21 protein-coding genes and 1 riboswitch are annotated in these 24414 nt (G+C 41.1%); of the genes, 10 read left to right on the top strand and 11 right to left on the bottom strand.

Translation table 11 applies throughout. The features are described 5' to 3' along the window. Positions 1–13 precede the first annotated feature (13 nt). From BM386_RS01845 to aceK, 4 genes are all read right to left on the bottom strand, one after another. On the bottom strand, positions 14–1231 hold the full coding sequence (locus tag BM386_RS01845; RefSeq protein ID WP_091691361.1) for an ATP-grasp domain-containing protein: 1218 nt from the start codon (positions 1229–1231) through the stop codon (positions 14–16). 2 nt (positions 1232–1233) lie between these two features. Then, on the bottom strand, positions 1234–2661 hold the full coding sequence (locus BM386_RS01850) for a leucyl aminopeptidase family protein (RefSeq protein ID WP_091691362.1): 1428 nt from the start codon (positions 2659–2661) through the stop codon (positions 1234–1236). A gap of 20 nt (positions 2662–2681) precedes the next feature. Beyond that, a complete protein-coding gene (locus tag BM386_RS01855; protein ID WP_091691363.1) occupies positions 2682–3812 on the bottom strand; it encodes an alpha/beta hydrolase in 1131 nt (376 codons plus the stop codon). 78 nt (positions 3813–3890) lie between these two features. Further along, positions 3891–5618 carry a bifunctional isocitrate dehydrogenase kinase/phosphatase gene (gene aceK / locus BM386_RS01860; RefSeq protein WP_091691364.1) on the bottom strand — a complete coding sequence of 576 codons (1728 nt, stop codon included), beginning with the start codon at positions 5616–5618 and terminating at the stop codon, positions 3891–3893. Positions 5619–5937: 319 nt separating this feature from the next. Between aceK and BM386_RS01865 the strand changes: the two genes are divergently transcribed. Genes BM386_RS01865 through BM386_RS01880 form a run of 4 tightly spaced genes read left to right on the top strand, consistent with a single transcriptional unit; the run spans position 5938 to position 8815 of the window. After that, positions 5938–6621 carry a hypothetical protein gene (locus BM386_RS01865; RefSeq protein ID WP_091691365.1) on the top strand — a complete coding sequence of 228 codons (684 nt, stop codon included), beginning with the start codon at positions 5938–5940 and terminating at the stop codon, positions 6619–6621. A 2-nt stretch (positions 6622–6623) separates the two neighbouring features. Beyond that, positions 6624–7262 carry an NUDIX hydrolase gene (locus tag BM386_RS01870; protein WP_091691366.1) on the top strand — a complete coding sequence of 213 codons (639 nt, stop codon included), beginning with the start codon at positions 6624–6626 and terminating at the stop codon, positions 7260–7262. A 57-nt stretch (positions 7263–7319) separates the two neighbouring features. Then, positions 7320–8573, top strand: a complete 1254-nt coding sequence (locus BM386_RS01875; RefSeq protein ID WP_091691916.1) for a DUF819 family protein — start codon at positions 7320–7322, stop codon at positions 8571–8573. Further along, a complete protein-coding gene (locus BM386_RS01880) occupies positions 8573–8815 on the top strand; it encodes a (2Fe-2S) ferredoxin domain-containing protein (RefSeq protein ID WP_091691367.1) in 243 nt (80 codons plus the stop codon). The genes BM386_RS01875 and BM386_RS01880 overlap by 1 nt, the downstream gene beginning before the upstream one ends. A gap of 29 nt (positions 8816–8844) precedes the next feature. Here BM386_RS01880 and BM386_RS01885 read toward each other — a convergent pair whose 3' ends face one another. Next, positions 8845–9165: a YbjQ family protein gene (locus BM386_RS01885; protein ID WP_091691368.1), complete on the bottom strand. Its 321-nt coding sequence runs from the start codon at positions 9163–9165 to the stop codon at positions 8845–8847. Between the two features lie 226 nt (positions 9166–9391). On the opposite strand from BM386_RS01885, the gene BM386_RS01890 reads away from it, so the two are divergent. The 5 genes from BM386_RS01890 to metF all read left to right on the top strand — a co-directional run bounded on the left by BM386_RS01890 (position 9392) and on the right by metF (position 17667). Next, positions 9392–11323 (top strand): hybrid sensor histidine kinase/response regulator, encoded by a 1932-nt coding sequence (locus BM386_RS01890; protein ID WP_091691369.1) that lies wholly within the window; start codon positions 9392–9394, stop codon positions 11321–11323. A 144-nt stretch (positions 11324–11467) separates the two neighbouring features. Continuing rightward, positions 11468–12709 (top strand): hypothetical protein, encoded by a 1242-nt coding sequence (locus tag BM386_RS01895; RefSeq protein ID WP_244545436.1) that lies wholly within the window; start codon positions 11468–11470, stop codon positions 12707–12709. 90 nt (positions 12710–12799) lie between these two features. Next, a riboswitch (SAM riboswitch) is annotated at positions 12800–12898 on the top strand. Positions 12899–12963: 65 nt separating this feature from the next. Further along, the gene (locus BM386_RS01900) at positions 12964–14016 is read left to right on the top strand and encodes a homocysteine S-methyltransferase family protein (RefSeq protein ID WP_091691370.1); all 1053 of its coding nucleotides are present in this window, start codon (positions 12964–12966) and stop codon (positions 14014–14016) included. Positions 14017–14020: 4 nt separating this feature from the next. Then, positions 14021–16717 (top strand): methionine synthase, encoded by a 2697-nt coding sequence (gene metH, locus BM386_RS01905; protein ID WP_091691371.1) that lies wholly within the window; start codon positions 14021–14023, stop codon positions 16715–16717. Further along, entirely contained in the window at positions 16714–17667 is a 954-nt protein-coding gene (metF, locus tag BM386_RS01910; RefSeq protein ID WP_091691372.1) for a methylenetetrahydrofolate reductase [NAD(P)H], read from the top strand. Before metH ends, metF begins: the two co-directional genes overlap by 4 nt. Before the next feature lie 156 nt (positions 17668–17823). Here the strand turns inward: metF and BM386_RS01915 are convergent, their stop codons facing one another. Next, positions 17824–18345, bottom strand: coding sequence for a hypothetical protein (locus tag BM386_RS01915; RefSeq protein ID WP_091691373.1), 522 nt, complete (start codon positions 18343–18345; stop codon positions 17824–17826). Positions 18346–18664: 319 nt separating this feature from the next. On the opposite strand from BM386_RS01915, the gene BM386_RS01920 reads away from it, so the two are divergent. Then, positions 18665–19516, top strand: a complete 852-nt coding sequence (locus BM386_RS01920; RefSeq protein WP_091691374.1) for a hydroxymethylglutaryl-CoA lyase — start codon at positions 18665–18667, stop codon at positions 19514–19516. A gap of 5 nt (positions 19517–19521) precedes the next feature. Here the strand turns inward: BM386_RS01920 and dprA are convergent, their stop codons facing one another. The 5 genes from dprA to BM386_RS01950 form a co-directional block, all read right to left on the bottom strand. Beyond that, positions 19522–20640 (bottom strand): DNA-processing protein DprA, encoded by a 1119-nt coding sequence (dprA, locus tag BM386_RS01925; protein ID WP_091691375.1) that lies wholly within the window; start codon positions 20638–20640, stop codon positions 19522–19524. Next, complete coding sequence (locus tag BM386_RS01930) at positions 20621–20974, bottom strand: MerR family transcriptional regulator (RefSeq protein ID WP_091691376.1); 354 nt, start codon at positions 20972–20974, stop codon at positions 20621–20623. The genes dprA and BM386_RS01930 overlap by 20 nt, the downstream gene beginning before the upstream one ends. 88 nt (positions 20975–21062) lie before the next feature. Further along, positions 21063–21767: an RsmE family RNA methyltransferase gene (locus BM386_RS01935; protein ID WP_091691377.1), complete on the bottom strand. Its 705-nt coding sequence runs from the start codon at positions 21765–21767 to the stop codon at positions 21063–21065. Between the two features lie 78 nt (positions 21768–21845). Then, the gene (locus tag BM386_RS01940; RefSeq protein WP_091691378.1) at positions 21846–23612 is read right to left on the bottom strand and encodes a DEAD/DEAH box helicase; all 1767 of its coding nucleotides are present in this window, start codon (positions 23610–23612) and stop codon (positions 21846–21848) included. Positions 23613–24169: 557 nt separating this feature from the next. Next, on the bottom strand, positions 24170–24385 hold the full coding sequence (locus BM386_RS01950) for a hypothetical protein (RefSeq protein ID WP_091691379.1): 216 nt from the start codon (positions 24383–24385) through the stop codon (positions 24170–24172). Positions 24386–24414: the final 29 nt, after the last annotated feature.

The following is a 24414-nucleotide window of genomic DNA, read 5'->3' on the forward strand; positions in this document are numbered from 1 at the left end:
CTTTTTCAATGTATTAATGAAACTTCTTAAGCTCAGGGGCATCTGCAACAGTGGAGAATTCTTTTGCAATCCGTTCTGCATAATCATCCAAGAGCTGCATCACTCGATCCTGATTTTTCGACTTTACAATCAGACCTGCATGATATTCCAGCGGAACACGGAAGTAAACTTCTGGATCATCAAAACTACTCAAGTCAGGATGCTCGAATTTGGAAAGAGTGAGAAGTATGCCAGCATAGTTCTTGGACACTTTCGGGAGTTGGTATTTATAGCCTTTAGCCAAAGCATCTTCGATTTTGGCCCATTCAGCCCAAAGATTGATTTCAGTCGCAGCTTCAACCATCTCAGCTAAATGTGCTCCTCCAACGCGGGAAGAGGTTTCTAGGAAGTATATTTCTCCGTCTTCACGACACTTGATAAACTCAGTATGAGTAGCGCCAGAAAGCATTCCAAAAGCTTTCATGATTGCTGCATTTGCTTTTTTAATTGCTTTCTCATCTTCTGACCCGAACTTCAAATTTGCTGAACGGAAGATTCCACCGCCTTGGGAGATTTCCATTGGTGTAGATAAGTATTTGGATACCGAGCAGAAAAGATTTTTGCCCTCAAGCATCAATCCATCAGCATGATAAACATCGCCTGGTTTGAATTGCTCTACCAAATAGTAAAGTCTGTTATCTCCTAATTGATGGATGTTTTCCCAAAGAGATTCCTTGTCATGTACTTTGATAATTCCATGAGCAGAAGCCTCAGAACGAGGTTTCAAAACCCATGGTGCTGGAATATGATCTGCAAACTGATTGATGTCCTCGTCATTGAAAAGCGGTGCAAAGGCAGGGACTTTGATGTCAGAGTCATGAGCTTTTATACGCATGGCTAGTTTGTCCCGGAAAAATCTTCCTGTGGTCTGGCCCATTCCAGGAATCCTCAGGTTCTCTCGGAGATAGGTAGCTTTTTCCACGTCATAATCATCGAGGGCTACTATGCTTTCGATCTTATGATTCTTCATCAATCCGCCTACACCTTTCATCAAGAGATCAAGATCCCAGTCCAAATCCTGACCAGGCATGTAGAAAATCTCATCTATGTATTCGAAAGCCCAGGGCTTGGTTTTTAACTTTTCAGAAGTGATTAGAAAAACTCGATTGCCTTGTTTTTTCAACTGAGTTAAAAATGCATTTCCCTTGAAAAAATTAGAAATGCAAAGAAAAGTCTTGCCTTGGTCTTCCATAATTACAATTGATTTTCGATGAATTTAAGTAATAATTGAACTCCAAAAGCAGTTCCTGACTTCATTTTACAAAATTCACTGTCGCCAAATGCTACCCCAGCAATATCCAGATGAGCCCAAGAAGGATGCTCATGGATAAAAGCTTCCAGGAATTTTGCTGCAGTAATGGCTCCGGCAATGGGTTTGCCATGGTAGTTTTTGATGTCTGCGATTTCTGAATCCATCTCAGAACGGTAGCTCTCCCACATCGGCAGCGGCCAGACTTTCTCTCCGGATTGCATTCCTGCCGCTCTTAAAGCATCTGAAATAGCATCAGAGTTGGAAAATAGTGCGCCACATTCATAGCCGAAAGTTCCAACGCTACTTCCTGTCAAAGTTGCCAGATCAATAAGTTGATCAACCTGATAATTTTTCACCAAATAGGAGAGGCCATCCGCCAAAATCAAGCGTCCTTCTGCATCCGTATCAATCACTTCTATGCTCAGCCCTGCATGTGAACCTATCACTTCAGATGGGAGATAGGCATCTTTGTCAACAGAATTCTCTACTGCCGGAACAATAGCCGTGAGATTGATCGGGAGTTTGAGGGAGGCGATAAGTTGGGTCGCAGCTAGGACAGCTGCTGCTCCACCCATATCGGATTTCATGTAAACCATGCCCTGAGTTTTGATATTCAGTCCGCCCGTGTCGAAAGTAACCCCTTTCCCAACTAGCCCTAAATGGGATTTTGCATCAGGGCTTCTATACTCCATGATGATAAATTTTGGAGCTTTGGCACTGCCACGAGCAACAGCTAAAAATGCATCCAGACCTTCAGCTTTGGCTTTTTCTTGATCAAAAACCGTGACATCAAACCCATGCGCTGCTCCTTGCTTTGTCGCCCAGTCTGCCAAATATTCCGGTGTGATTACATTGGGAGGGAGGTCAACTAATTTGAATCCTTCAATTTTAGCTGCGGCAATTTTGGAAGCTCGAACCAGCATTTTTGGAAGGTCAGGAGTTGTAGAAATTACATTGACTTCTAAGTCTTCTAAGTCTTTTTGATCAGCTTTCTTTTGTTTGAAAAAGCCAATAGAATAGGCGCCCAGTTGCAAGCCGACTAATGCACTTTCGACTAACTCAGCCGAAAAATCATCTGAGAAATCTATAGCGACGGACTTTTCTACAAGGTCTTTGTTTTTGGAAAGAACCCTGCGAAAAGACTTTTCAATACTGGAGATATCTGGTTTTTCTCCCAAACCTATGAGTAGAATCAATCGTCCATCTATTTCCAAATGATAAGAACTATCCTTTTTTCCTGAGAAAAGCGCCGAGTTTACACTGAATCCACCAAGTTTACTCTTAATGATTTCCTCGGAATTACTACTTAGAACAGGGATGATCAGAAGTCCTGTGTTTTCACCCGCTTCTGTTTGAGTCTTGAATTGCATATGCTATGGCTTTCGCTGTTTTAATCTTCTTTAGTACTGAAAAATAGCCATTCTATGGCTTTGGGGAACTCATCACTCCAATACGTCTCGTTGTGCTTTCCCTCTTCGTTGATGCTGAGATGAACCTTCATTTTGCCTTTTAGACTCTCTCTTTTGAGTAGGCGCTTTCGGAATTTAGTTACATGCTTCACCATGGTTTCACTTTCATCTCCACCTGCGTAGAGATATAGCCTTGTTTCCTGAGGTTCGAAAATATCCAGGAATCCAAGTTTGATTTTTGGAATCACCCATAGTGATGGGGAGAAAACCATCAATTTTCCAAAAACCTCAGGATAAATCAGGCCTGAGAATATACTTACCAATCCTCCCATAGAACTACCTCCAATTCCGGTGAATTCCCGCTCGGGTTTTGTACGGTATGTTTTATCAACAAATGGCTTAAGTGTATCGGTAATGAATCGGATATATTTCTTTCCGCTGCCTTGTCCTAATACGGTTTTACCCACATTATACTCTTGCAATCTTTCGGATTCTCCATGCTCTATGGCGATGATAATGATCTTCCCAATTCCATAATCCGACATTACAGCCAGTTTTTTGTCTATCTGCCAGTTACCGAATTCTGCATTTTCATTGAAAAGGTTTTGGGCATCCTGGAGGTAAAGAACAGGATAATGCTCCCCGCTGTTGTTGTAATCATGCGGCAAAAGCGCCCAGACTTTTCGTGTCTTGTTAAGTTGAGGAATTTCAAATTCTTCAGAGATCAAGCGGATTATCGGCAGTTGGCTGGGGCGGTAAGGAAGCCAGTTTTTTCGCCATTTTGCTACCTTTTCCTGCTTGGTAGCCATTTCATCATTCCAGTGTCTGTTAGGGGTTCTATTCCCGTAGCGGTCTATTTCTACCTCAGACCAATCTCCTTTTGTGAATTTATAGATTAGCTCTTTGTTAAATTCTTCGCTTTCGGGAAAGGTAAACTCATACTTTCCTTTGGCAGTTTTTTGCATCAAAAAACGAGGGTCCTGAGTAGTCCAGTTATTGAAATTTCCTGAGATATAGACAGGTCTTTCATCGTCATGGGCTGTGCTCAGGAATATGGTCTTAGTCTTGATTTCGGATTTGGGTGATATATTCGGTGTAGATTCAGAATTCATTCTAAGGGGTGATTAGGGGACAAACCCAGTCTGCAAAAATAACGCTTGCACTCATAGCAATGAAATAAACTTCTCTACTTAAATCTTTTCCTCTGGCCTGAACCGAATTTCATCCGGATAGGGAAATGCATGAATCAGTTCGCCAGCAGTGATTCTTTCCTGAATTTCCTGCCAATACAGCGGATCAAAAAGGTCTTTGTGATAAGTCAGAAAATTTTCCTTGATATCCTTGCGCCCAATCATCCAACGCTTAAAATCTTCCGGGAAAACATCATTTTTTGCAATGGAATACCAAGGCTCCGAAGCGTAAATTTGTTCGTATGTTTCTGCTTTTGGCTTTACCCGGAAATTCATGTCTGTCAGAAACTCGATCTCATCGTAGTCGTAGAAGATTACCCGTTTTTGTCTAGTCAGTCCAAAATTCTTGGTCATCATATCCCCTGGAAAAATGTTTGCCTGGGCTAATTGTAGGATGGCTCTCCCGTAATCTTCAGCAGCTTTGATGCCTTCTTCAGTGCTGCAATGCTCCAAGAAAAGATTTAAAGGCTCCATTCTTCTCTCTGTATATAAATGTTTGATTACTAAATGAGTATCGGTCACTTTCAAAAGTGAGTTGACGGTTTTTCTAAGCTCAATCATCAACTCGGTACTGATTCGCTCGATTGGGATTTTAAAGTACTCGAACTCATGCGTGTCAGCCATTCTTCCCACTCGATCATGCAGGGAGACCAATTTATACTTTCCCTTTACTTCCTGCCTGGTCATGGTTTTGGGAGGCTCAAAATGATCCTTAATCATCTTAAAAACTATGTTCAGCGATGGCAAAGTGAACACGGTCATCACCATTCCTTTGATCCCGGCAGCCACCTCGAACTGATCATTACTCGCATCCAAATGATGAAGAAAGTCTCGGTAGAAAAGTGTTTTCCCATGCTTATTAAAACCAATTGCATTGTAGAGTTCGTGGATTTTCTTGTGGGGAATCACCGAATTCAGAAAGCTAACGACCTGTGAAGGTACTTCGGCTTTGACCATAAAGTAAGATCTGGTAAAGCTGAACATGCTACTCATCAGGTTTGGGTCAAAAATCAAGGTGTCCACAAATACCCCCTTTTCTCCATGAAGCACAGGAATGATGAAAGGCATCCATTTATGCCCTAGAAATGTTCGCCCAATCAAGTAAGCCGCTTTATTTCTATAAAAAACAGATTTCAAAATCTGCGTTTTTGTATCAGGACCAACTCGATACCTGCTAAGAATTACTTTTTTGACGCTGGAAATCAGAAATTTGATGTCCTGCTCTTTGTCCATAAAGGGTGCGCCAAAGTCGTAATCGTCCAGGATTTGGCGTATATTTTTCTCTAAACCCAAGAAAGAAGGGTAGGTTCTCAACAGTTCATCAGATTCTCTGACGGTGCAGCTGTCATACCCTTCCATCACAAACATCAAGTCTTCATCAATGGTCATTTTAGGAAAGCTTTTTCTGATGACGGAGTTGAAAAATGTCTCGGCTATTTCCATGTCTGGTCGTTCTGCTATGAGCAGTTGATACATGGACTTTATTTCCATCCAGCTCGCTGAGTCAGCTGCCAAATCTCCCAATAGTTCAGAGCAGTCATGGGCAAGTGGAAAAAGTAGATCCTTGTAAAGTCGAAGGCGCTGTTTGTTGTTCAGATGGGTAGCATGCCAGGCTTTTTCACTGAAATATTGAGGAGCTAATCTAGTGTAAGTATTAAACGTCTCCATGTAGGTGATAAATCCTAGGTAAATTTTATTGGAGACTTGTTGGGATAGATTTGAGTTCATAGAGAGTTAACTATTCGAAGAGGGAATAAAATCAAAAAAAAATATTTCATAAAATTTTAACGATCAGCTAAGATATAATTTCATTGATTTTTAAGGGTTTAGAATAAAAATTCTTTGGGAAAATAAAATTTTGAAAATCTTTCGCAATCGATTGTTTGGTGGATATGAAAACATTTTCTAATTTTCGCAGGTATTCATAAAACGAATATCTACAATAGGTTTAATAGGTTTGAGAGCAGGAAAAGGTTGGAACAATGTTTCAACCTTTTTTGATTTTTACTCGTCAAGACTTAGCTTAACTTTCTCAATTTAACCTTCCATGAGGAGCTCGAAATTTACACCTACTTATTTGATCACCTTTGGCATGGCGATATGGTCTCTTTTAGCCTGTGATTCCAAGGAGAAACTAGAAGAAAACCGTCTGGGCAACAGCTCAACTACAGCCGAAGAAGTAAGCCGAAACCGAGCCCAGATAGACTTAGCCTTAGCTCAAAATAAGACCTGGTTTAGTCACTGGAGTAGTGACCTCGGGAGGTTTGACGCTTCCCAATTTGAGTTGGTCATGACTGACTCGATAGATCCTATGGAAATGCCGGAGAAGAACCCGATTTTGGAAGAAGATCCGCTTTTTCCCTATCAGTTTCCACACCCTGAGGGAAATGGGACTATTGACATCTATAGTTATAAAGTAGAAGCACAAGAAGGTCTAGATACGCCTTATTTGAACCCAGATTCTGAAGTGGTTTGGTACCGGGAAGATGGTATGAAGGAGCGTTTACTTTTTATGGGGCCTTCGGGAATGTTTGAAGACGGGATATGGTTAAGTGCTCAGGAGTTTTTAGTATTTGGATATTTTCAGGAAGAGTCCGGATATCGACCTATGGCATGGCTAATCAATGTAGAAAATCATGAATTGAGGCAATTCCAATTTACCTCGGTTTCCCAGAGCTATGAGTCACACTCTTATCTCAATAAAAAAATAAAACAGATAGACTTAAGTTAATAATGGATTTTAGGAGCGTTTTGGATTTGTTGGAAAAAGGGATGAAATATCCCCTTCCTGGCAAAAAAGCTCAGCTGTCCATGTCTCCAAATCCTGTAGATTCAAGGCGGTTTGATTCTAAATTGCCTGATAATCATCGAAAAGGATCTGTTTTGATTCTACTTTATCCAAACGATGACAAGGCATTTTTTCCACTGATCAAGAGGCCAGTTTACAAAGGAGTTCATAGTGGGCAGATTGCTTTTCCAGGCGGTAAAATGGAAGAAGATGACGAAGATGAGATAGAAACAGCACTTCGTGAAGCTTGGGAGGAAGTCAATATTAAGCCAGAGCAAGTTAAATTGATAGGAAGAATGAGTGATTTGTTTATTCCTACGAGTAATTTTTTGGTTAGTCCAGTTTTGGGTTATTCAGAAGTGCTTCCTGATTTTGTTCCTGAGGAAAAGGAAGTAGCCAGAATAATTCAAACTGCAGTAAGTACGCTTTATGAGCCATCTTTTCGCAAACAAAAGGTCTTGGAGTTCAGTGATAGTTTCCGATTAGACACGCCCTATTTTGAAGTGGATCAGGAGATGGTTTGGGGAGCTACCGCAATGATTTTAAGTGAGTTTTTGCAGATTCTGGAAAACGGAAAGAATTAGAATTCTGGTCTTTTTGCGCAAATGTTGGTATTGTTGCAGTCGATTATCCCAGATATAATGGAAGAAAATACCCCTTTGCTTACAAATGATGCTGTAGTTTTCGGATTACTGATGGCAATTTTGGCGCTCATTTTTGCTACTTCAGCCAGTGATAAACCTTTTTGGAAGAAATTCTACGGAGTAGTTCCCACCGTTTTGCTTTGCTATTTTATCCCGGCACTTGCCAATTCATTCGGTTTGATTTCTGGTGAAAGTTCCTCACTATATAAAGTTGCAAGTAGGTATTTGCTTCCGGCCTCCTTGGTGTTGTTTACCATAAGTATTGATATCAAGGGGATTTTGAAATTGGGACCAAAAGCACTAACCATGTTTTTAGCGGGAACAGTTGGAATCATGCTTGGGGGACCTTTAGCCTTACTGACGGTGGGTACTTTCTTTCCTGATTTGCTTGGCGGCTCCGGTCCGGAGGAAGTTTGGAGAGGACTATCGACTATTGCAGGATCATGGATAGGGGGCGGTGCTAATCAAACGGCAATGTTGGAAGTGTTTGGGCCTAGTCCGGAGTTATTCAGTCAGATGATAGCAGTGGATGTTTTGGTCGCTAACCTGTGGATGGCTGTATTGCTTTATTGGGCTGCAAAGCCAGAAAAAATCGATAAGCTGTTCAAAGCGGATAGTACCAAAATCTATGAACTGCGTGATAAAATAGAAGAATTCAGGAAGGGAATAATGAAGATTCCGACGCTTTCTGATACGATGATTATTCTCGGTGTTGGGTTTGGTGTAACAGGATTAGCACATTTGACAGCAGATTATGTAGCACCTTTCATTGGAGAAAACTACCCTAACCTGAAGCAGTATTCACTGGATTCGGCATTTTTCTGGATTGTGGTAATAGCAACCACAGCCGGACTTTTATTGTCATTTACCAAAGCAAGGAAATTGGAAGGTGCTGGTGCATCTCGTATGGGAAGTGTATTGCTCTATGTGTTAGTGGCTACTATTGGGATGCAAATGGACTTGGGAGCAGTTCTTGATAATCCGCTATTGTTTGTGGTAGGCATAGTATGGATGATTTTTCACATCATCATCATGCTTATCGTTGCATACATCATCAAAGCTCCTTTCTTCTATGTGGCAGTTGGGTCGCAGGCAAACGTAGGCGGTGCGGCATCCGCACCAATCGTTGCAGCTGCCTTTGATGCTTCGCTGGCTCCGGTTGGAGTATTATTAGCTGTTCTTGGCTATGCAGCTGGCACTTATGGAGCGTATCTTTGTGGTTTGATGATGCAGGCTATTTCGGTAGGATAATGAAACATTCCAGAAAATTGGTTTTTGTGTGCAATGGATCTGACTGTAAGAAGGAGGGTGCTAAAAAGCTGAGTAAAGAACTTAAAAATCTTACAAATGAAAGTTCTATGAAAGGCACATGCAAATTCATCAAAACCAAATGTATGGATATGTGTAAAACTGCCCCAAATGTAATCGTAGGGGATCATTTTTGTAAAAAAGCCAATTTGGCAGCTGTAATTGGACAAATAAAAAAGTCCTGATTTCTCAGGACTTTCCAGATACATTATAGTTACTGTTTCACAACTTTTACTGCCGTGCCACTGGCGGTGACCATCAGCATTCCATCCCGAATGGTTTCATAGTCTAGATCAATCCCAATTATTGCGTTGGCTCCGAATGTTCTAGCCTGCATTTCCATTTCTGTCATCGCGGTTGCTTTTGCTTCACGCAATACCCGCTCATAAGCAGATGATCTTCCTCCTACGATGTCGGTGATGCTTGCGAAAAAGTCCTTGAAAACGTTGGCTCCAATAATGGTTTCTCCGGATACAATTCCCAAGTATTGCTCTACGCTGTAGCCATCAAGTGTGTTAGTGGTTGTTACAATCATTGTATTTGAAGTTAAGTTGAAATAGGTTTAAATGTGATCACGAATATTACAAAGAAAAGGTTTATTGCTAAATTAAGGTGAAAAAGAAGTTGCTTTAAATTCAAAAGCAGATAGTTGAAAATTGAAGATGTTTACTTATATTTTGTTTTTAGTTTTAAAATGCATGGTGTTGTAGAATCCAATTCAATTTTGATATAAAACGTAAGAAGGAGAGGCTTCCTAGCCTATGAAACAATTCAATCAGTTTGATATTTCAGATGTTTTCAATGAGTTGAATGCTCCTTTATTTATCATAGAAGCAGAGGAGATAATATTTTTCAACAGGTATTTTTTAGAAAACTTCCTGGAAATACCATTTGATTGGAGGAGTAGCATAGTTGAAGAAAAGGTGGTCAAGGATCTTGAGGTATTTTTTAGGACGGGAACAATTCCGAAAAACACCCATCTGGAAACAATAAAACCAAAACAAGCTGATTCAGGGGAATATGAGTGGACGTTTACAAATCTTCCTTCAAGCTACACTGAAAGGTTTTTGATCGTACGGGGTCACAAAACACCGTATCGAGTGGGTCAGGACGAAATACTGGCCAAAACCAGGGAGGAACTATTGCAGTCCGAGGAGAAGTATAGGCGACTGGTGGAGGAATCAACTGAGATTATTTTCTCTCTCTCCGACACACTTGACATCTATTATATTTCTCCAAATGTGAAGCAGTTCCTCGGCTATGACGCGAAGGAGGTCACAGGCAAAAGCTTTTTGGATTACCTCAATCCTGAAGATTTAGATGTATTTCTTTCAATAGGTGGTGAAATCAGTGATTTTTTAAATGAAAACCAATACTTAGAATACCGCATTAGGCATAAAAATGGAAGCTATCGTGTGGTTAGCTCCAATGGAAGAATGGTACAGGAAGCAGGAGGGAAAAATCAATTCTACACGGGAATAGCGAGGGATATTACGGAACTGAAGCAGACGCAGAAGGATTTGTTTCTTGCAAAAGAAAGAGCAGAGCAGGCATCACTTGCCAAGTCCCAGTTTCTATCGGTAATGAGTCATGAGATCAGAACCCCCATGAATGCAGTCATAGGTATGGCACATCTCCTGATGGATGAAAACCCCAGAGAAGACCAATTGGAAAACCTAAAAACACTCAAATTTTCAGCGGAGAACCTGATGGGATTGATCAACGATATCCTTGATTTCAGTAAAATAGATGCCGGGAAGATAGAACTGGAGCATTCCCCATTTGATTTGCGTGTATTAATCAACCGGATAGTGCATTCTTACAGTTTCCAAGCCAAGGAAAAGGGATTGAAAATCAATACCGATATTGATGGTGAAATACCGGAAATGATTATTGGGGACTCTTTGAGATTGAGTCAAATCATTAATAACTTGCTTTCTAATGCAATCAAATTCACGGATAAAGGTCAAGTAAGGACTGTTTTGCAGATAGTAAGCGCAGACGAAGATGTCTGCCAGATCAAATTTAAAATTGAGGATACCGGAATTGGTATCCCTGAAGATAAGGTTAATTCAATTTTTGAAGCATTCACCCAAGCCACCTCAGATACTACCCGTAAATTTGGTGGAACAGGGCTGGGATTAGCAATTGTGAAGAGATTAGTTGAACTTCATGGCTCTGAAATCAGGGTATCAACTTCGTTGAATCAAGGCAGTTCCTTTGAGTTTACATTGAAATTTAAAAGCGTGGAATTAAATAGTACAGGTCAGTCCCAACAACAGGAATATAAAGAAAAGTCTTTGCAGCATGCCTCAATCTTAGTAGCGGAGGATAATCTGGTTAACCAAATCCTGATTAAGAAATTTCTCAAAAACTGGCACGTTGGTAGGTTAGTGATAGCCTCAGACGGTCAAGAAGCAATTGATGAGTTCCGTAAAGGGGATTTTGATATTATACTTTTAGATATACAGATGCCAGTTATGGATGGGCTTTCTGTAGCCAAGCTAATACGTGAAGACAGTGATTTAAAGAAAAGTCAACTTCCCATTTTGGTTCTTTCAGCCGCCTCACATCAAGATTTAAAGTCTCAAATGCTGGAGTTAGCCATTAATGATTTTATAGAAAAGCCATTTACCCCAGAAGGGTTATATGGTAAAATAACTGAGCATCTTACCCCAAAAAATCTCAGCTGAAAGCGGTTTAGCATTAATTTTGCCTTGGAGCTCTGGGTTTTTACCAGCTTATTTCAAACCGACTATTCAATGCCCCTTTTTCGAAGATATATTTTCCTTTTTTTCTTCTTTTCTTTTGTTGCGAGTTCATACGGACAGCAATTAATGTCAAAACGGCCAACCTTTTATGCTTTGCTGGGGACCTCTGGCGGTAAGCTCAATCAATTTGACCAGATGCTTCAGGCTAGAGGCTTGTCAGGTCTCAGAAACCGATATCAAACCGTCGGGCTGGGCTACCAGACTAGAATCAACGATTTTGTTTTGGGTATGGAAGTGCTTCATAATAGAGGAGGAGTGAGCGAGTTGGATGAGTTTAGGATGAATTACCGCACCTCCAGAGCATTGCTGAATGTTGGGTATGCATTTACTGAAGAGTCTCGTTTTCAGCTGATTCATTACATGTCGTTGGGTGTGGGATTTCTAAATTTCCAGATGTTGCCCTCAGAGCGCTCTGAAAATCTGGACTCTTTTTTAGCAAATCCAGCCCAAGGGTTTATTCTAAGGAAAAAAGACATTCAAAAAGGAACGTTCAACTACGGTAACTTTCTTACGGAGATTGGTTTTCAGTTGAGTTATGATTTTGATTTGCCTGGCAGACCGGAGGCTTTGCAGCTAATCACCAAAATGGGATATTCTTTCAGCCCTATTCAGGGAAAATGGAACATGCATGGAATTTCTTTTGACAATGCCCAAAGTGGCGCATTCATCAGAGTTGGCGCTGGGATTTCACTAGCTGACCGAAACTTTTTCTATAAAGACGCGAGCATAGGAGTTTCTTTGATCCGAGGCTTTCACTTTACCAATGCCAAAGCATTCAATGCTAAACTAGAAGACGCAGGCTTAAACCCATTGACTGGATCTCCATCAAATTGGGGTTTGAGAATATTGGGGAATACTGATCGCTTGCTGTATGGAGCAGAACTCTACAATCTAGCCTTGAGTGGCAAAGCAAATGCAGAAAGAAATCACTCCTTAAATAGTCTCAGAATCTATGGTAATATGGGGTATAATCTCATAGAATATAGGAATATTGGAATAGGTGCACTGGCAGGTCTAGGCTTTGGAAACATACGTTATTCACTACTTAAAGAGGCAAAACCTGATTTTCCTGAGCTATTCGAGCAGCGGGAATTTGATGGGTATTTAAAAAATAATGGATTAATGATGAAGCCGGAGGTTTTTGTGGATTATGCTATTCCTATGACAAAACGCAAGCTTTTTAAACTTGTATTCACAGCTGCTGCCGGCTATGAAATTCCTTTGGCAAACTACAAGCTGGGTGATCAAAGTATGGCGAGTTTCATGTCAGGATCATACTTGAGTTTCGGTGTAGGGGTGAGGCCTTAAGGTTATACTTTATTCAATTCAGGTCTATTTTTAGTAGAGCCTTTTAAGCAAAACTCCTGTTTTATTATCAAAATGCTATTAACTTTGGGATGCTTATCGAGAAAGACTGAGGGAAGGGCCCGACGAAGTCTTAGCAACCTGTAAACAAGGTGCTAACTCCCATCCCGATTCATCGGGAACAGATGAGCGGATCAGTACTTTGTACTTTTTTCCGTGTGTTGCTCGATAAGCTTTTTGATTAAAAAAAGACTAGTATGCAAAACAGAACGGAAACCCTACTTCAACAACTTTCTCAGCGAATTTTGATTCTCGATGGAGCCATGGGTACCATGATTCAGCGATATACTTTGACAGAGGAGGATTTTCGTACTCCTGAACTAGCGTCACACCCTAAATCATTGAAGGGGAATAACGATCTCTTATCTCTGAGCAAACCTCAGATTATTAAGGATATTCATGCTGAATATTTCAAAGCTGGAGCAGATATTATAGAAACCAATACCTTCTCAGCGACTACTATCGCTCAGGCAGATTACGATCTTTCTCACTTAGCTTATCAGATCAATTTTGAGTCTGCAAAATTGGCTCGTGAAGTTGCTGATGAATTCACAGCAAAGAATCCAGATAAACCGCGATTTGTAGCAGGAGCAATTGGGCCAACCAATAGAACAGCCTCACTTTCTCCTGATGTAAATGATCCGGGCTATCGTGCGGTTACTTTTGATCAATTGGCAGAAGCGTATTCAGAGCAAGTTCATGGGCTTTTGGATGGTGGGGCAGATATCATTTTGGTAGAGACGATTTTTGATACACTGAATGCAAAAGCAGCTTTGTATGCCATTCAGGACGTGTATGAGGAGCGAAATATTCCTTTGGATCCAAAAGAAGGAGGTATTCCGATTATGATTTCGGGTACAATTACCGATGCTTCAGGGCGTACGCTTTCCGGTCAGACTACAGAAGCATTTTTGATTTCAATTTCCCATGTGCCTTTACTTTCAGTTGGACTGAATTGTGCTTTGGGAGCCAAAGAATTGAGACCTTATTTGAAGGTACTTGCGAATAAGGCACCATTCTTTGTGAGTGCCTATCCAAATGCCGGCTTGCCAAATGAATTTGGGCAATACGATCAGGGAGCAAATGAAATGGCTGATCAGGTGAGAGACTTTTTGAAAGAAGGAATGCTGAACATACTTGGCGGATGCTGCGGAACTACGCCTGAACATATCGCTGCTTTGGCGCAAATGGCTGCTAATTTCCAGCCTAGAAAATTACAAGAAGAAGAATTAGAAGAAACGTTGGACTGAGAAGATGGCAAGAAATAACTACATGAAACTCTCGGGCTTAGAGCCCTTGGTATTTACCCCTGAAATCAATTTTGTCAATGTAGGCGAACGAACCAATATCACCGGATCGAAAAAATTTGCCCGTCTGATATTGAATGGGAATTACGATGAAGCTCTCGAAGTGGCATTGGATCAGGTACGCGGCGGAGCCCAGGTGCTGGATGTCTGTATGGACGAAGGGATGCTTGACGGGGAATTTGCGATGGTCAAATTCCTTAATCTGATAGCCTCTGAACCTGAGATTTCCAGAATCCCTATTATGATCGATAGTTCCAAATGGAAGATCATCGTCGCTGGATTGAAATGTGTGCAGGGAAAAGGAATTGTGAATTCTATCTCACTGAAAAATGGTGAAGAAGAATTTATCCAGCAGGCGAAGACTGTAAAGAAATTCGGTGCTGCTGTAGTCGTGATGGCTTTTGATGAGGCAGGACAAGCGGATACTTATGAGCGTAGAATAGAGATCTGCGAAAGAAGCTATAGAATACTTGTGGATCAGGTGAAATTCAATCCTCAGGATATTATTTTCGATCCGAATATTTTCCCAGTTGCTACCGGGATGGATGAGCACCGAAAGAATGCGCTTGACTTCTTCAATGCAACTAAATGGATCAAAGCAAATCTTCCTGGTGCCAAGGTCAGTGGAGGAGTCAGTAATGTGAGTTTTTCCTTCAGGGGAAATAACCCTGTGAGAGAGGCAATGCATGCTGCTTTTCTCTACCATGCGATCAAAAGTGGAATGGACATGGGTATCGTCAACCCAACCATGTTGGAGATCTATGACGATATCCCAAAAGACCTGCTCGAAAGAGTGGAGGATGTGCTTTTCGATAGAAGAGAGGATGCCACTGAGCGTATGCTTGATTTTGCAGAGACTGTTAAGTCTGCTGATAAGAAGGAAGTTGTCAACGAGGCTTGGCGTTCGGATCCTGTGGCTAAGCGTATGGAGCATGCCTTGGTTAAAGGGATTTTGGACTTCATCGTAGAAGATACGGAGGAAGCTAGAATTGAGCTTAAGAATCCGCTGAAAGTCATAGAAGGGCCTTTGATGGATGGGATGAATGTGGTAGGGGACTTATTTGGTGAAGGAAAAATGTTCCTTCCTCAGGTGGTGAAATCTGCCCGGGTTATGAAAAAGGCGGTAGCTTATCTGGAGCCATTTATGCCTCTACCTGAAGAAGGTCAGGAAGCTTCTTCCTTGAAAAAGATTCTTTTGGCAACTGTCAAAGGTGATGTTCATGATATTGGAAAAAATATCGTGGGTGTGGTTTTAGCCTGTAATAGCTACCAAATCATTGATTTGGGAGTAATGGTGGATGCCCAGAAAATCATAGATGAAGCGGTAAAGAATAAAGTAGATATCATTGGACTTAGCGGTTTGATCACTCCTTCTCTGGATGAAATGGTGAATGTGGCTTCGGAAATGGAGCGGCAGGGAATTAAAATTCCTTTGTTAATCGGCGGCGCCACAACTTCTAGAATTCATACTGCAGTCAAAATCGACCCTGTGTACAGTGGCACGGTAATCCATGTAATGGATGCCAGTAAGTCTGTTCCTATTGCGGGAGAGGCTATTTCTGAGGAAACAAAGGAGGCTTATCGCTTAAAATATAAAGAGATCTATGCCCAACTCCGGGTAGAGCACGAGGCCAAGCAATCGGTTAAGCAACTCGTATCCTATAACGAAGCTAAAGCTAATCCTGTGGAAATAGACTGGAGTTCCTATGAGCCGGTGGTTCCAAAGAAATTGGGCAGGACTGTGCTGAAAGAACTTGATCTGAATATTGTTCGGGAATACATTGACTGGACTCCATTTTTCAGCACTTGGATGCTCAGCGGGAAATTTCCTAAAATCTTCTCCGATCCAGTGGTGGGCAATGAAGCAAAGAAAGTTTATGATGAAGCCAACGCTATGCTAGACAAAGCAATTGCTGAGAAGTGGCTTTCTGCGAATGCTGTTTTTGGGCTTTACCCTGTGCAAAGATCTGAAGATGATGCAGTCGTATTTGATGAAGATGGAAATCAGGCCGCATCCTTTCACTTTTTGCGCCAGCAAGGCAAAAAAGGAAAGGGAGTTCCAAATCGCTCTTTAGCTGATTATTTACATCCTTCCGAGCAAGATTACTTGGGTTGCTTCGCGGTGACTTCAGGAATTGGAATGGAAAAGAAACTTGCCGAATTCCAGAAAGACGGGGATGACTACAATGATATTATGTTCAAGTCTGTTGCGGATCGCCTAGCTGAAGCTGCTGCAGAATATATTCACGAATTGGTGAGAAAGGAATACTGGGGCTATTCTCCTGATGAAAACCTGGAAAATGATTCTTTGGTACGAGAGGAGTACCTAGGTATCAGACCTGCACCAGGATATCCAGCTTGTCCTGAACATTCAGAGAAGATCACGATTTCACAGCTTTTGGATATGGAGAAAGAAATTGGGATCGAACTAACTTCCAGCTTTGCGATGTACCCAACCTCATCCGTTTCAGGGTATTTCTTTGGAAATCCTGAGAGCAAATATTTTGGTCTTGGGAAAATAGGAGAGGACCAAGTGGCGAGCTATGCCGAGCGAAAAGGGATTTCGCTTAAAGATGCTGAGCGCTTACTCTCTCCAAACCTTGCTTATCAGCCTAATTTAACCATAGTAGAACCTACCACATGAAGATCACCGAACACTTAGGAAATGCGAAAAACACGCTATTTTCCTTCGAAATTTTGCCTCCTCTAAAAGGGCAAAGCTTGAAAGAATTGCTTGAAGGAATCGCTCCTTTGATGGATTTCAAGCCACCCTTTGTTGATGTTACCTACCACAGGGAAGAATTTATCTATAAGAAGCACCCAAATGGATTGCTTGAAAGAATAAGTACCAAAAAACGTCCAGGAACGGTAGGTATTTGCGCAGCAATTATGAATCGATTTCACATCGATGCGGTGCCTCATTTGCTTTGTGGAGGATTCACTAAGGAGGAAACAGAAAATGCATTGATTGACCTCAATTTCATTGGGGTAGAGAATGTGCTAGCGCTTCGTGGAGATGCTCCAAAGACAGAAGGGAAATTCATTAAAGAGCCGGAAGGCCATGGTTACGCCAGTGAATTGATTGAGCAGATCATACGCATGAATCAGGGTAGGTATCTGCACGAAGAAACTGAAATTGGTTTTCAAACTGATTTTTGTGTAGGCGCGGCTGGTTATCCTGAGAAGCACTTTGAAGCACCATCAATGAAATTTGATCTGAAATACCTGAAGGAGAAAGTGGATAAGGGTGCAGAGTACATCGTAACTCAGATGTTCTTTGACAATCAAAAATACTTCGAATTTGTAGATCAGGTTCGTTCTGCAGGCATTAACGTGCCGATTATTCCTGGAATCAAACCTATCACGACTTTGGGTCAGATTACCATGCTTCCGCGTACCTTCTTTTTGGATTTACCGGATCCGCTGATGGATGAGTTGGAGAAGTGTAAAACCAATGCTGAAGTCAAAGAAGTTGGGATAGAATGGTCAATACAGCAGTGCAAAGAATTGGTGAATGCTAAGGTGCCTTCCTTGCATTTTTATACCATGAGCAAGGCAGATACCACGTATAAAATCGCTAAGGAGATATTTTAATAATTCCATAGCCTAGGTTTGTGTCTCCACAAACCTAAACACAATGCCATTCACGAGGAAAGAAAGGAATCAAAATATTCTGATCCCTTTACGATAAAATTGAAAAAAGCCTTCTGAAACTGATTCAGAAGGCTTTTTCTATAGGAAATACTTAGATTAATCTCTTTGAAGTTCCGCAGTGATTTCTTGGTATTTCTTCTTCGTTTCATCACCTAGTTTGTCGAAGTTTTTTTCTAGCCAGTCCAGACTTTCCTGAGTAGCCTCTTCGATATCTTCGGCGGTGTTTTTAGTACCTTTTTCTACATCTGCCGTAGTTTTATCCCACCAAGTTTCCACATTGCCCATGTGCATCTCAGCGGTTCTTTCGAAATTCTCCGCTTCAGTCTTGGCATTTTTAACTACCGTTTCATAGCGCTCTTCGATCATTTCCAGATTATCGTCCTCTACTTTTAGGTCATTGTAAACTTTCTCAGCACGGGAATCCAGGCTATCATAGCGTTCGTCAATTACAGACCAATTGTGTACAGGAACTACTTTTACTGCAGTTTCTACACTATCTACATAATTTTCTAAGTTTTGTGTTGCCTGCACACGATCCTGTTCTGTGTAATTTTTTGTGTCACATGAAGTGACAGCCAATACCGCTGCTCCGATAAGTAGTGTTGCTTGAGTTTTCATTTTTAGATTGGTTTAAATAAAGGTTGTTAGTGGTTAATTCTAATGTTTCAATCACAATACTGTCTCCAAGCTTTTTTTGGCAAATGAATTTGACAAAAAAAGTGCCTTTAATTGCTTATTAAGCTGTTTTTACTTTCTTGGCAGTTATCTTAAGCATTGATCAATTTTCCCCACTTTATGAGAATTATTACCCAAAAATCCCACATTCGGGACATTCTGAAAGCAATAATTATGGTGGAATAAAAGCCGCAAATAAGAACTCGAAAATACTTCCCGCCAATTTTCAACTAAGAGTAAATGATCTTTGGTAACTTGAGCCATGATTAAATTGATAGAATGCCCACGGGATGCCATGCAGGGAATTCCGAAATTTATAGATACCGCTATCAAAGCCGCTTACATCAACCAATTGCTGGAGGTGGGATTTGATACGATTGATTTTGGGAGTTTCGTGAGCCCCAAGGCTATCCCGCAGATGCGAGATACAGCTGAAGTATTGAGCTTGTTGGATTTGCATAATGCTAAGAGTAAACTTCTGGCAATTGTAGCTAATGTGAGAGGAGCTGAGGACGCAATGGATTTCCCCGAAATTGATTATTTGGGTTTTCCACTTTCTGTCTCAGAGACCTTTCAACAACGTAATACTAACGCAAGCATAGCTCAGGCGTTAACAACCGTAGAAGAAATCCAGAATTTATGTGAAGTGAAGGGGAAAACCTTGGTGACTTACCTAAGTATGGGCTTTGGAAATCCCTATGGCGATGCTTACTCTCCAGAATTAGTGGCTGAGTTCGTAGAGAAATTGGATCAGTTAGGAGTGAAAATCATCTCTATATCTGATACGATTGGCGTGGCAGACCCTACTTTGATTAATAGTTTGTTGAGTCTTCAGATTGCTGCTTTTCCTCATATTGAATTTGGTGCACATCTTCACAGTAAGCCTCAAGAAATTGCGGAAAAAGTCAGGGCAGGGGTAAAGGCGGGTTGCAGGAGATTTGACGGAGCGCTGAAAGGATATGGCGGTTGTCCGATGGCGGATGATGAGTTGGTGGGAAATATGGCTACGGAGGTGATGATCGAAACGATGGAGTTGGATGGCCTTGAGCTGAACTTGAATAAATTGGAATTTGGAGAAGCTATGAAGTTGGCAAACTTCGTATTCAATCCATAAAATCGCTAAATCAGAAGCCTATACTTTTTCCCTGGTAAAGACTTAACAATACCTTCAAATTCTAAGGATAATAGTTTAGAAGACAGTAGTCCGAGCGGTATGTCGGTAGAAAGACTCAAGGTGTCAATTTCCATCTCGCCTTTTTCCAGTAAAAGTTTCAAAATCGTAATGTCATCTTCCTCTCGATTTGTAAAATCCAGTTTAGGTTTAACCGTTTTTACCTCTCCAGGTTTACTCCAGAAAAGCGCTTCAGCTACATCATTTGGCCCAGTGTAGATATTAGCCTTCATTTTCTTGATCAGCAGATTACAACCCTCACTGTATTGGGATTGCAAGTTACCCGGCACAGCAAAGACATCCTTGTCATAGCTGTAGGCAATCTCCGCAGTAATCAGAGCGCCTCCTTTTTCTGCTGCTTCTACGACGATAAGTGCATCGGATAGGCTGGCTATTATCCGGTTTCGCGCAGGAAAATTACCCGGAACCATTGTGCTTTCCGGAGCATATTCACTGATGACAGCGCCGGTTTCTAAAATCAATTCCGCTGTTTTCCGATGAACGGCAGGATAAATTCTCCCTATAGGTGAGCCCATCACAGCAATAGTAGGTAGTCCAACTGCAAGTGCAGCTCGATGTGCTTCTATATCTATCCCATATGCCAAACCTGATATAATAGCAGGTTGGTAAATAGCCAAGTCTTCAATGATCTTTCTTGTGGCAGATTTTCCATAGCTTGTAGCACTTCTGGTGCCGACGATTCCTACACTTCGTTCAAAATTAAGGTCAGTTTTTCCTTGAGCAAAAATCACAACGGGACTGTCCTCCTGCATTTTGAATCGTTTTGGGAAGTCAGGATGAAGGGAGGTAAGAATTTGAAAATTCTTTTTTTGACAGTTGGAAATTAGCTCATCGGCTTTTCTCAGTAGTTCGGATTCTTGATTTCGAAGATCCAAAAGCTTACCTCCAACTTTTGGGGTTTTGGCAACTTTTCCTTTGGGAAGCTTGAAAAATAACTCAGCAGAGCCGGAATAGGCTATAATAGCTTTGAATATTCCTGGCCCGACTTTAGGAGCAAGGGCTAAAGCTAAATAGTAGCGTAAATCCTCATGCCCCTGATTTTGCATTGAATTCGTCCCGGATATTTATTAAAAAGTCTTTGAGCTCCTGGAGTTTTTGTACCGCCTGAACTTTATCAAATCCCTGCTCTTTTCCAGATTTGATCACTTCTTGGGCGCCTTGGAGCGTATATCCTTTTTCCTTCACCAGATGATAAATGTATTTGATCTTCTGGATGTCAACTTTGGTGTAGCGGCGATTGCCTTTTCTATCTTTCTTAGGACGGATGATGTCAAATTCACCTTCCCAATATCGAATCAGTGAAGGCGCAACTTTAAACATTTGCGCTACTTCGCCAATGGAATAATATTTCTTTTCTATTTCTCGCTCTTTGTACGGCACGGTAAAAATGGTCTTTGACTCTAAATTAATGAAAATGCAATAGTTTATTCAACAAGAACTTTAACTGATTAACAAAAAAACGAATATTTTAACGATTTAGTGTTTGCAGCATCTGCACTGCAGCCAATCCAGCAGTTTCCGTTCGAAGTCTTGCATTGCCCAGTGAAACAGGTTTAAAGCCTGATGCAAGCGCTTTTTTGATTTCCAGCGGATCAAAATCGCCTTCTGGACCAATTAAAATAAGATACTTTCCTTTTGCCACAGCACTGTCAAATAAATGAAAATCATGGTTTTCATCTACGTAGGCGATAAACTTCTGGTAATCTTCAAATTCCCCTGAATCAAGGATTTCATTCAGTTTGGAAATGGTATGAAGTTTTGGGATTCTGTATTTCAGACTTTGCTTGCAGGCAGAAACTATTTTTTTCTCCAGTCGATCAGTTTTCAGGTAGCTTCTTTCTGAATTCATCGTTTCCAAAAGTGTAAGTTCGTGGAAGCCGATTTCTGTGATTTTCTCCACCATCCATTCCATTCTGTCTGGGCTTTTGGTTGGAGCAATTGCCAAGTGTATGTGGAAATCATCTGATGCCACCTCACTAGTTTGAATTACTTTAAGACTTGTCTTTTTTGGATTTGCTTCCAGTATGACGCATTCGAAAAGGTTACCTTCTCCATTAGTGACAAAAACTTGATCACCTTGCTTTTTGCGAAGCACACGACAGAGATGCTTGGATTCATCAGGCTCAAGTGTGATAAGGGGAGGAGTTATGTTTTCTTGAAAAAAAAGCTGCATCGTTAAATTTACTAAGACACAAAAAAAGCACATTTCCCCAGGAAATGTGCCTTAGTTACATATAAACCTTAAAATCTATTAACCTTTTGATACTTCCATGCTGACAGACTTGCCTTTGATGGTGTTGTTCTTCATACCGTTGATCACTTGATCAGCATCTTTAGAAGGAACATCTACAAAAGAGAAGTTGTCATAGATATCGATACCTCCAATGCTACGACCAGGTACACCAGTTTCACCGGCAATTGCACCTACGATATCATTTGGACGAATTCTGTCTTTTTTACCAAGGTTCAGGAATAGACGAGTCATGTTTGCTTCACGAGCTCTTTCTGGTCTTTTACCTCCGTCTCTTGAGCCTCCATCACGAGATCCAAATTCTCTTCTTCTCTCGCCACCACGTTCGTTTCTTCCGCCTCTCTCGCCACGCTCTCCTCTTTCGAATCTTCCGCCACGTTCGCCTCTTCCGCCGTCACGTCCACCTTCTCTTCTTCTGTCGCCACCGTAAGTGTCAATGCTAAAGTTCTGCTCGCTCATTTCTTTCACAGAGTCGCCCATCGCTAACTTCATCAAGCCAACAGCTACCTGATCGATTGTAAGACCTTCAGCAAGCATCTGTCCGATAGTTGCTTCGAAGATTTGATTGTCTTCTTCTTTCTGAACTTGTTCTGTTACGCTTTTCACGAATTGAGCTTTTTTCAATTCGATCAAATCAGCAGCAGAAGGAGGAGACATCTTGGTGATGGTAGCTTTGGTATATCTTTCCAAATCTCTCATCTTGAAGTTATCTCTTCGGCCTGTTACGAAGTTGATGGCTTTACCATTTCTACCTGCACGGCCAGTACGACCGATACGGTGTACGTAATATTCCTCGTCTAATGGAAGGTCGTAGTTGAATACAGCCTCTACATTGTCAACGTCAATTCCTCTTGCAGCTACGTCAGTTGCAACAAGTACTTTGCAATGTCCCTTACGGAATTTGCCCATTACTTTGTCACGCTGAGCTTGAGAAAGGTCACCGTGAAGTGCATCAGCAGCGATTCCTCTAGCGATCAAGCCTTCAGTAACTTCATCTACCATTCTCTTAGTATTACAGAATACTACGCTAAGGTTGATGTTGTGAACATTCATCAAACGAGCCATCAATTCCAATTTCAATGGATTTTTAACCTCGTAATACGTTTGTTCGATGTTCGATACCGTCAATTCCTTCTTGTCTATTTTTACAATCTCAGGATTTGTCTGATATTTTCTGGTCAAGTCCATGATAGGTCTTGCCATAGTTGCAGAGAAGAACACCGTCTGTCTTTCTTCTGGCATTTCCTGAAGGATAGCCTCGATATCATCTCTGAAGCCCATGTCTAGCATCTCATCAGCTTCGTCCAATACTAGGATGCCTACTGAATCAAGCTTCAATGTGCCACGGTTGATATGATCTTGTACACGGCCTGGAGTACCAACTACGATCTGAACTCCTTTGCGAAGCACTCTGATCTGACGGTCGATAGACTCACCACCATATATGGCAACAGAGTTAATCTGTCTGTGGTATTTTGCAAGTTTCTGAATTTCTCCTTCTACCTGAACTGCAAGCTCACGGGTAGGACAAAGAATAATTGCTTGTGGCTTGTTGAATTCAGAATCGACTAAGTCGATAATAGGAATAGCAAAAGCTGCTGTTTTACCTGTACCAGTTTGAGCCTGTCCGATGACATCTCTTCCCTGAAGTACGAAAGGAATAGCTTGTGATTGAATTGGGGAAGGTTGGGTATAGCCCATCTCTTCCACTGACTTAAGAATTTCCGCAGAAATTCCCAAGTCTGAGAACTTGAGTGTTTGATCCATGATGTTTCCTTAATTTCCCTGCCATTCGGTCCTAATAAATATCCCGACAAGCGACAGTAAGGAATTCACGGCACGAAAAATTGTTCTATGTCTTATTGACGGCACAAAAGTATGATTAATAATTTGGAATACCAAACTATATTTGAAAGTATTTAGAATATTACTTGAAATTTGACCGTTTTGGGAGAAAAATATTTGGTTGCAAGTAAACTAGGCTAGCTTTCCCAAGGATTGTATGGTAAGTTAAGATATGAGCTCTATAATTTTCTCTACAACTTTAGCATGAAATAAGGGATCGATTTCACCTGCTTTATAAAGTATGATTCGTTGGTCTGCCGTGAATATCCGGTTTGGTCTTATGTTACTTGATTTGAAAAGTGAGCCTTCAATGATTCGATTCTCGGGTAGCACTAAAGCCTATTTGTCTTTGATAATTTTGGATGTGATTTGACAAAGCAGGTAATCTCCATTATCAGCATTGGCCAAAACTAAAGCAGGCCGTCTTTTTGATGCACTTAAATCTGAAAAGGGAAAAGATACTACAACAATATCACCTTTTACAAATCCTTCCACTGTTCATCTTCTTTTTTTGTAAGCCAGTCTTTGGCTAGAGATTTTTCCGATGCATAATGTATTTCAGAAGGTTCTTCCACTTTATCGCTAGTAAGTTCATTTTCTAAGAAAAAATAGAGTTCTTTTTTGTCCTCGTTAGACAGGCTTTGAAGTGATTTCTTCAGGTCTGTTAATGATATATCTAGCCGTAAAGTTTTCATTACTCAAAGATATTCAAATAATTAGTCAT

The organism is Algoriphagus locisalis, assembly GCF_900116615.1.
Classification (GTDB): Bacteria; Bacteroidota; Bacteroidia; order Cytophagales; family Cyclobacteriaceae; genus Algoriphagus; species Algoriphagus locisalis.

Bases quoted from the DNA above. Each gene is read 5' to 3' on its own strand.
- BM386_RS01845 (WP_091691361.1), bottom strand. From the start codon at position 1,231: ATGGAAGACCAAGGCAAGACTTTTCTTTGCATTTCTAATTTTTTCAAG.
- BM386_RS01850 (WP_091691362.1), bottom strand. From the start codon at position 2,661: ATGCAATTCAAGACTCAAACAGAAGCGGGTGAAAACACAGGACTTCTG.
- BM386_RS01855 (WP_091691363.1), bottom strand. From the start codon at position 3,812: ATGAATTCTGAATCTACACCGAATATATCACCCAAATCCGAAATCAAG.
- aceK (WP_091691364.1), bottom strand. From the start codon at position 5,618: ATGAACTCAAATCTATCCCAACAAGTCTCCAATAAAATTTACCTAGGA.
- BM386_RS01865 (WP_091691365.1), top strand. From the start codon at position 5,938: ATGAGGAGCTCGAAATTTACACCTACTTATTTGATCACCTTTGGCATG.
- BM386_RS01870 (WP_091691366.1), top strand. From the start codon at position 6,624: ATGGATTTTAGGAGCGTTTTGGATTTGTTGGAAAAAGGGATGAAATAT.
- BM386_RS01875 (WP_091691916.1), top strand. From the start codon at position 7,320: ATGGAAGAAAATACCCCTTTGCTTACAAATGATGCTGTAGTTTTCGGA.
- BM386_RS01880 (WP_091691367.1), top strand. From the start codon at position 8,573: ATGAAACATTCCAGAAAATTGGTTTTTGTGTGCAATGGATCTGACTGT.
- BM386_RS01885 (WP_091691368.1), bottom strand. From the start codon at position 9,165: ATGATTGTAACAACCACTAACACACTTGATGGCTACAGCGTAGAGCAA.
- BM386_RS01890 (WP_091691369.1), top strand. From the start codon at position 9,392: ATGAAACAATTCAATCAGTTTGATATTTCAGATGTTTTCAATGAGTTG.
- BM386_RS01895 (WP_244545436.1), top strand. From the start codon at position 11,468: ATGTCAAAACGGCCAACCTTTTATGCTTTGCTGGGGACCTCTGGCGGT.
- BM386_RS01900 (WP_091691370.1), top strand. From the start codon at position 12,964: ATGCAAAACAGAACGGAAACCCTACTTCAACAACTTTCTCAGCGAATT.
- metH (WP_091691371.1), top strand. From the start codon at position 14,021: ATGGCAAGAAATAACTACATGAAACTCTCGGGCTTAGAGCCCTTGGTA.
- metF (WP_091691372.1), top strand. From the start codon at position 16,714: ATGAAGATCACCGAACACTTAGGAAATGCGAAAAACACGCTATTTTCC.
- BM386_RS01915 (WP_091691373.1), bottom strand. From the start codon at position 18,345: ATGAAAACTCAAGCAACACTACTTATCGGAGCAGCGGTATTGGCTGTC.
- BM386_RS01920 (WP_091691374.1), top strand. From the start codon at position 18,665: ATGATTAAATTGATAGAATGCCCACGGGATGCCATGCAGGGAATTCCG.
- dprA (WP_091691375.1), bottom strand. From the start codon at position 20,640: ATGCAAAATCAGGGGCATGAGGATTTACGCTACTATTTAGCTTTAGCC.
- BM386_RS01935 (WP_091691377.1), bottom strand. From the start codon at position 21,767: ATGCAGCTTTTTTTTCAAGAAAACATAACTCCTCCCCTTATCACACTT.
- BM386_RS01940 (WP_091691378.1), bottom strand. From the start codon at position 23,612: ATGGATCAAACACTCAAGTTCTCAGACTTGGGAATTTCTGCGGAAATT.
- BM386_RS01950 (WP_091691379.1), bottom strand. From the start codon at position 24,385: ATGAAAACTTTACGGCTAGATATATCATTAACAGACCTGAAGAAATCA.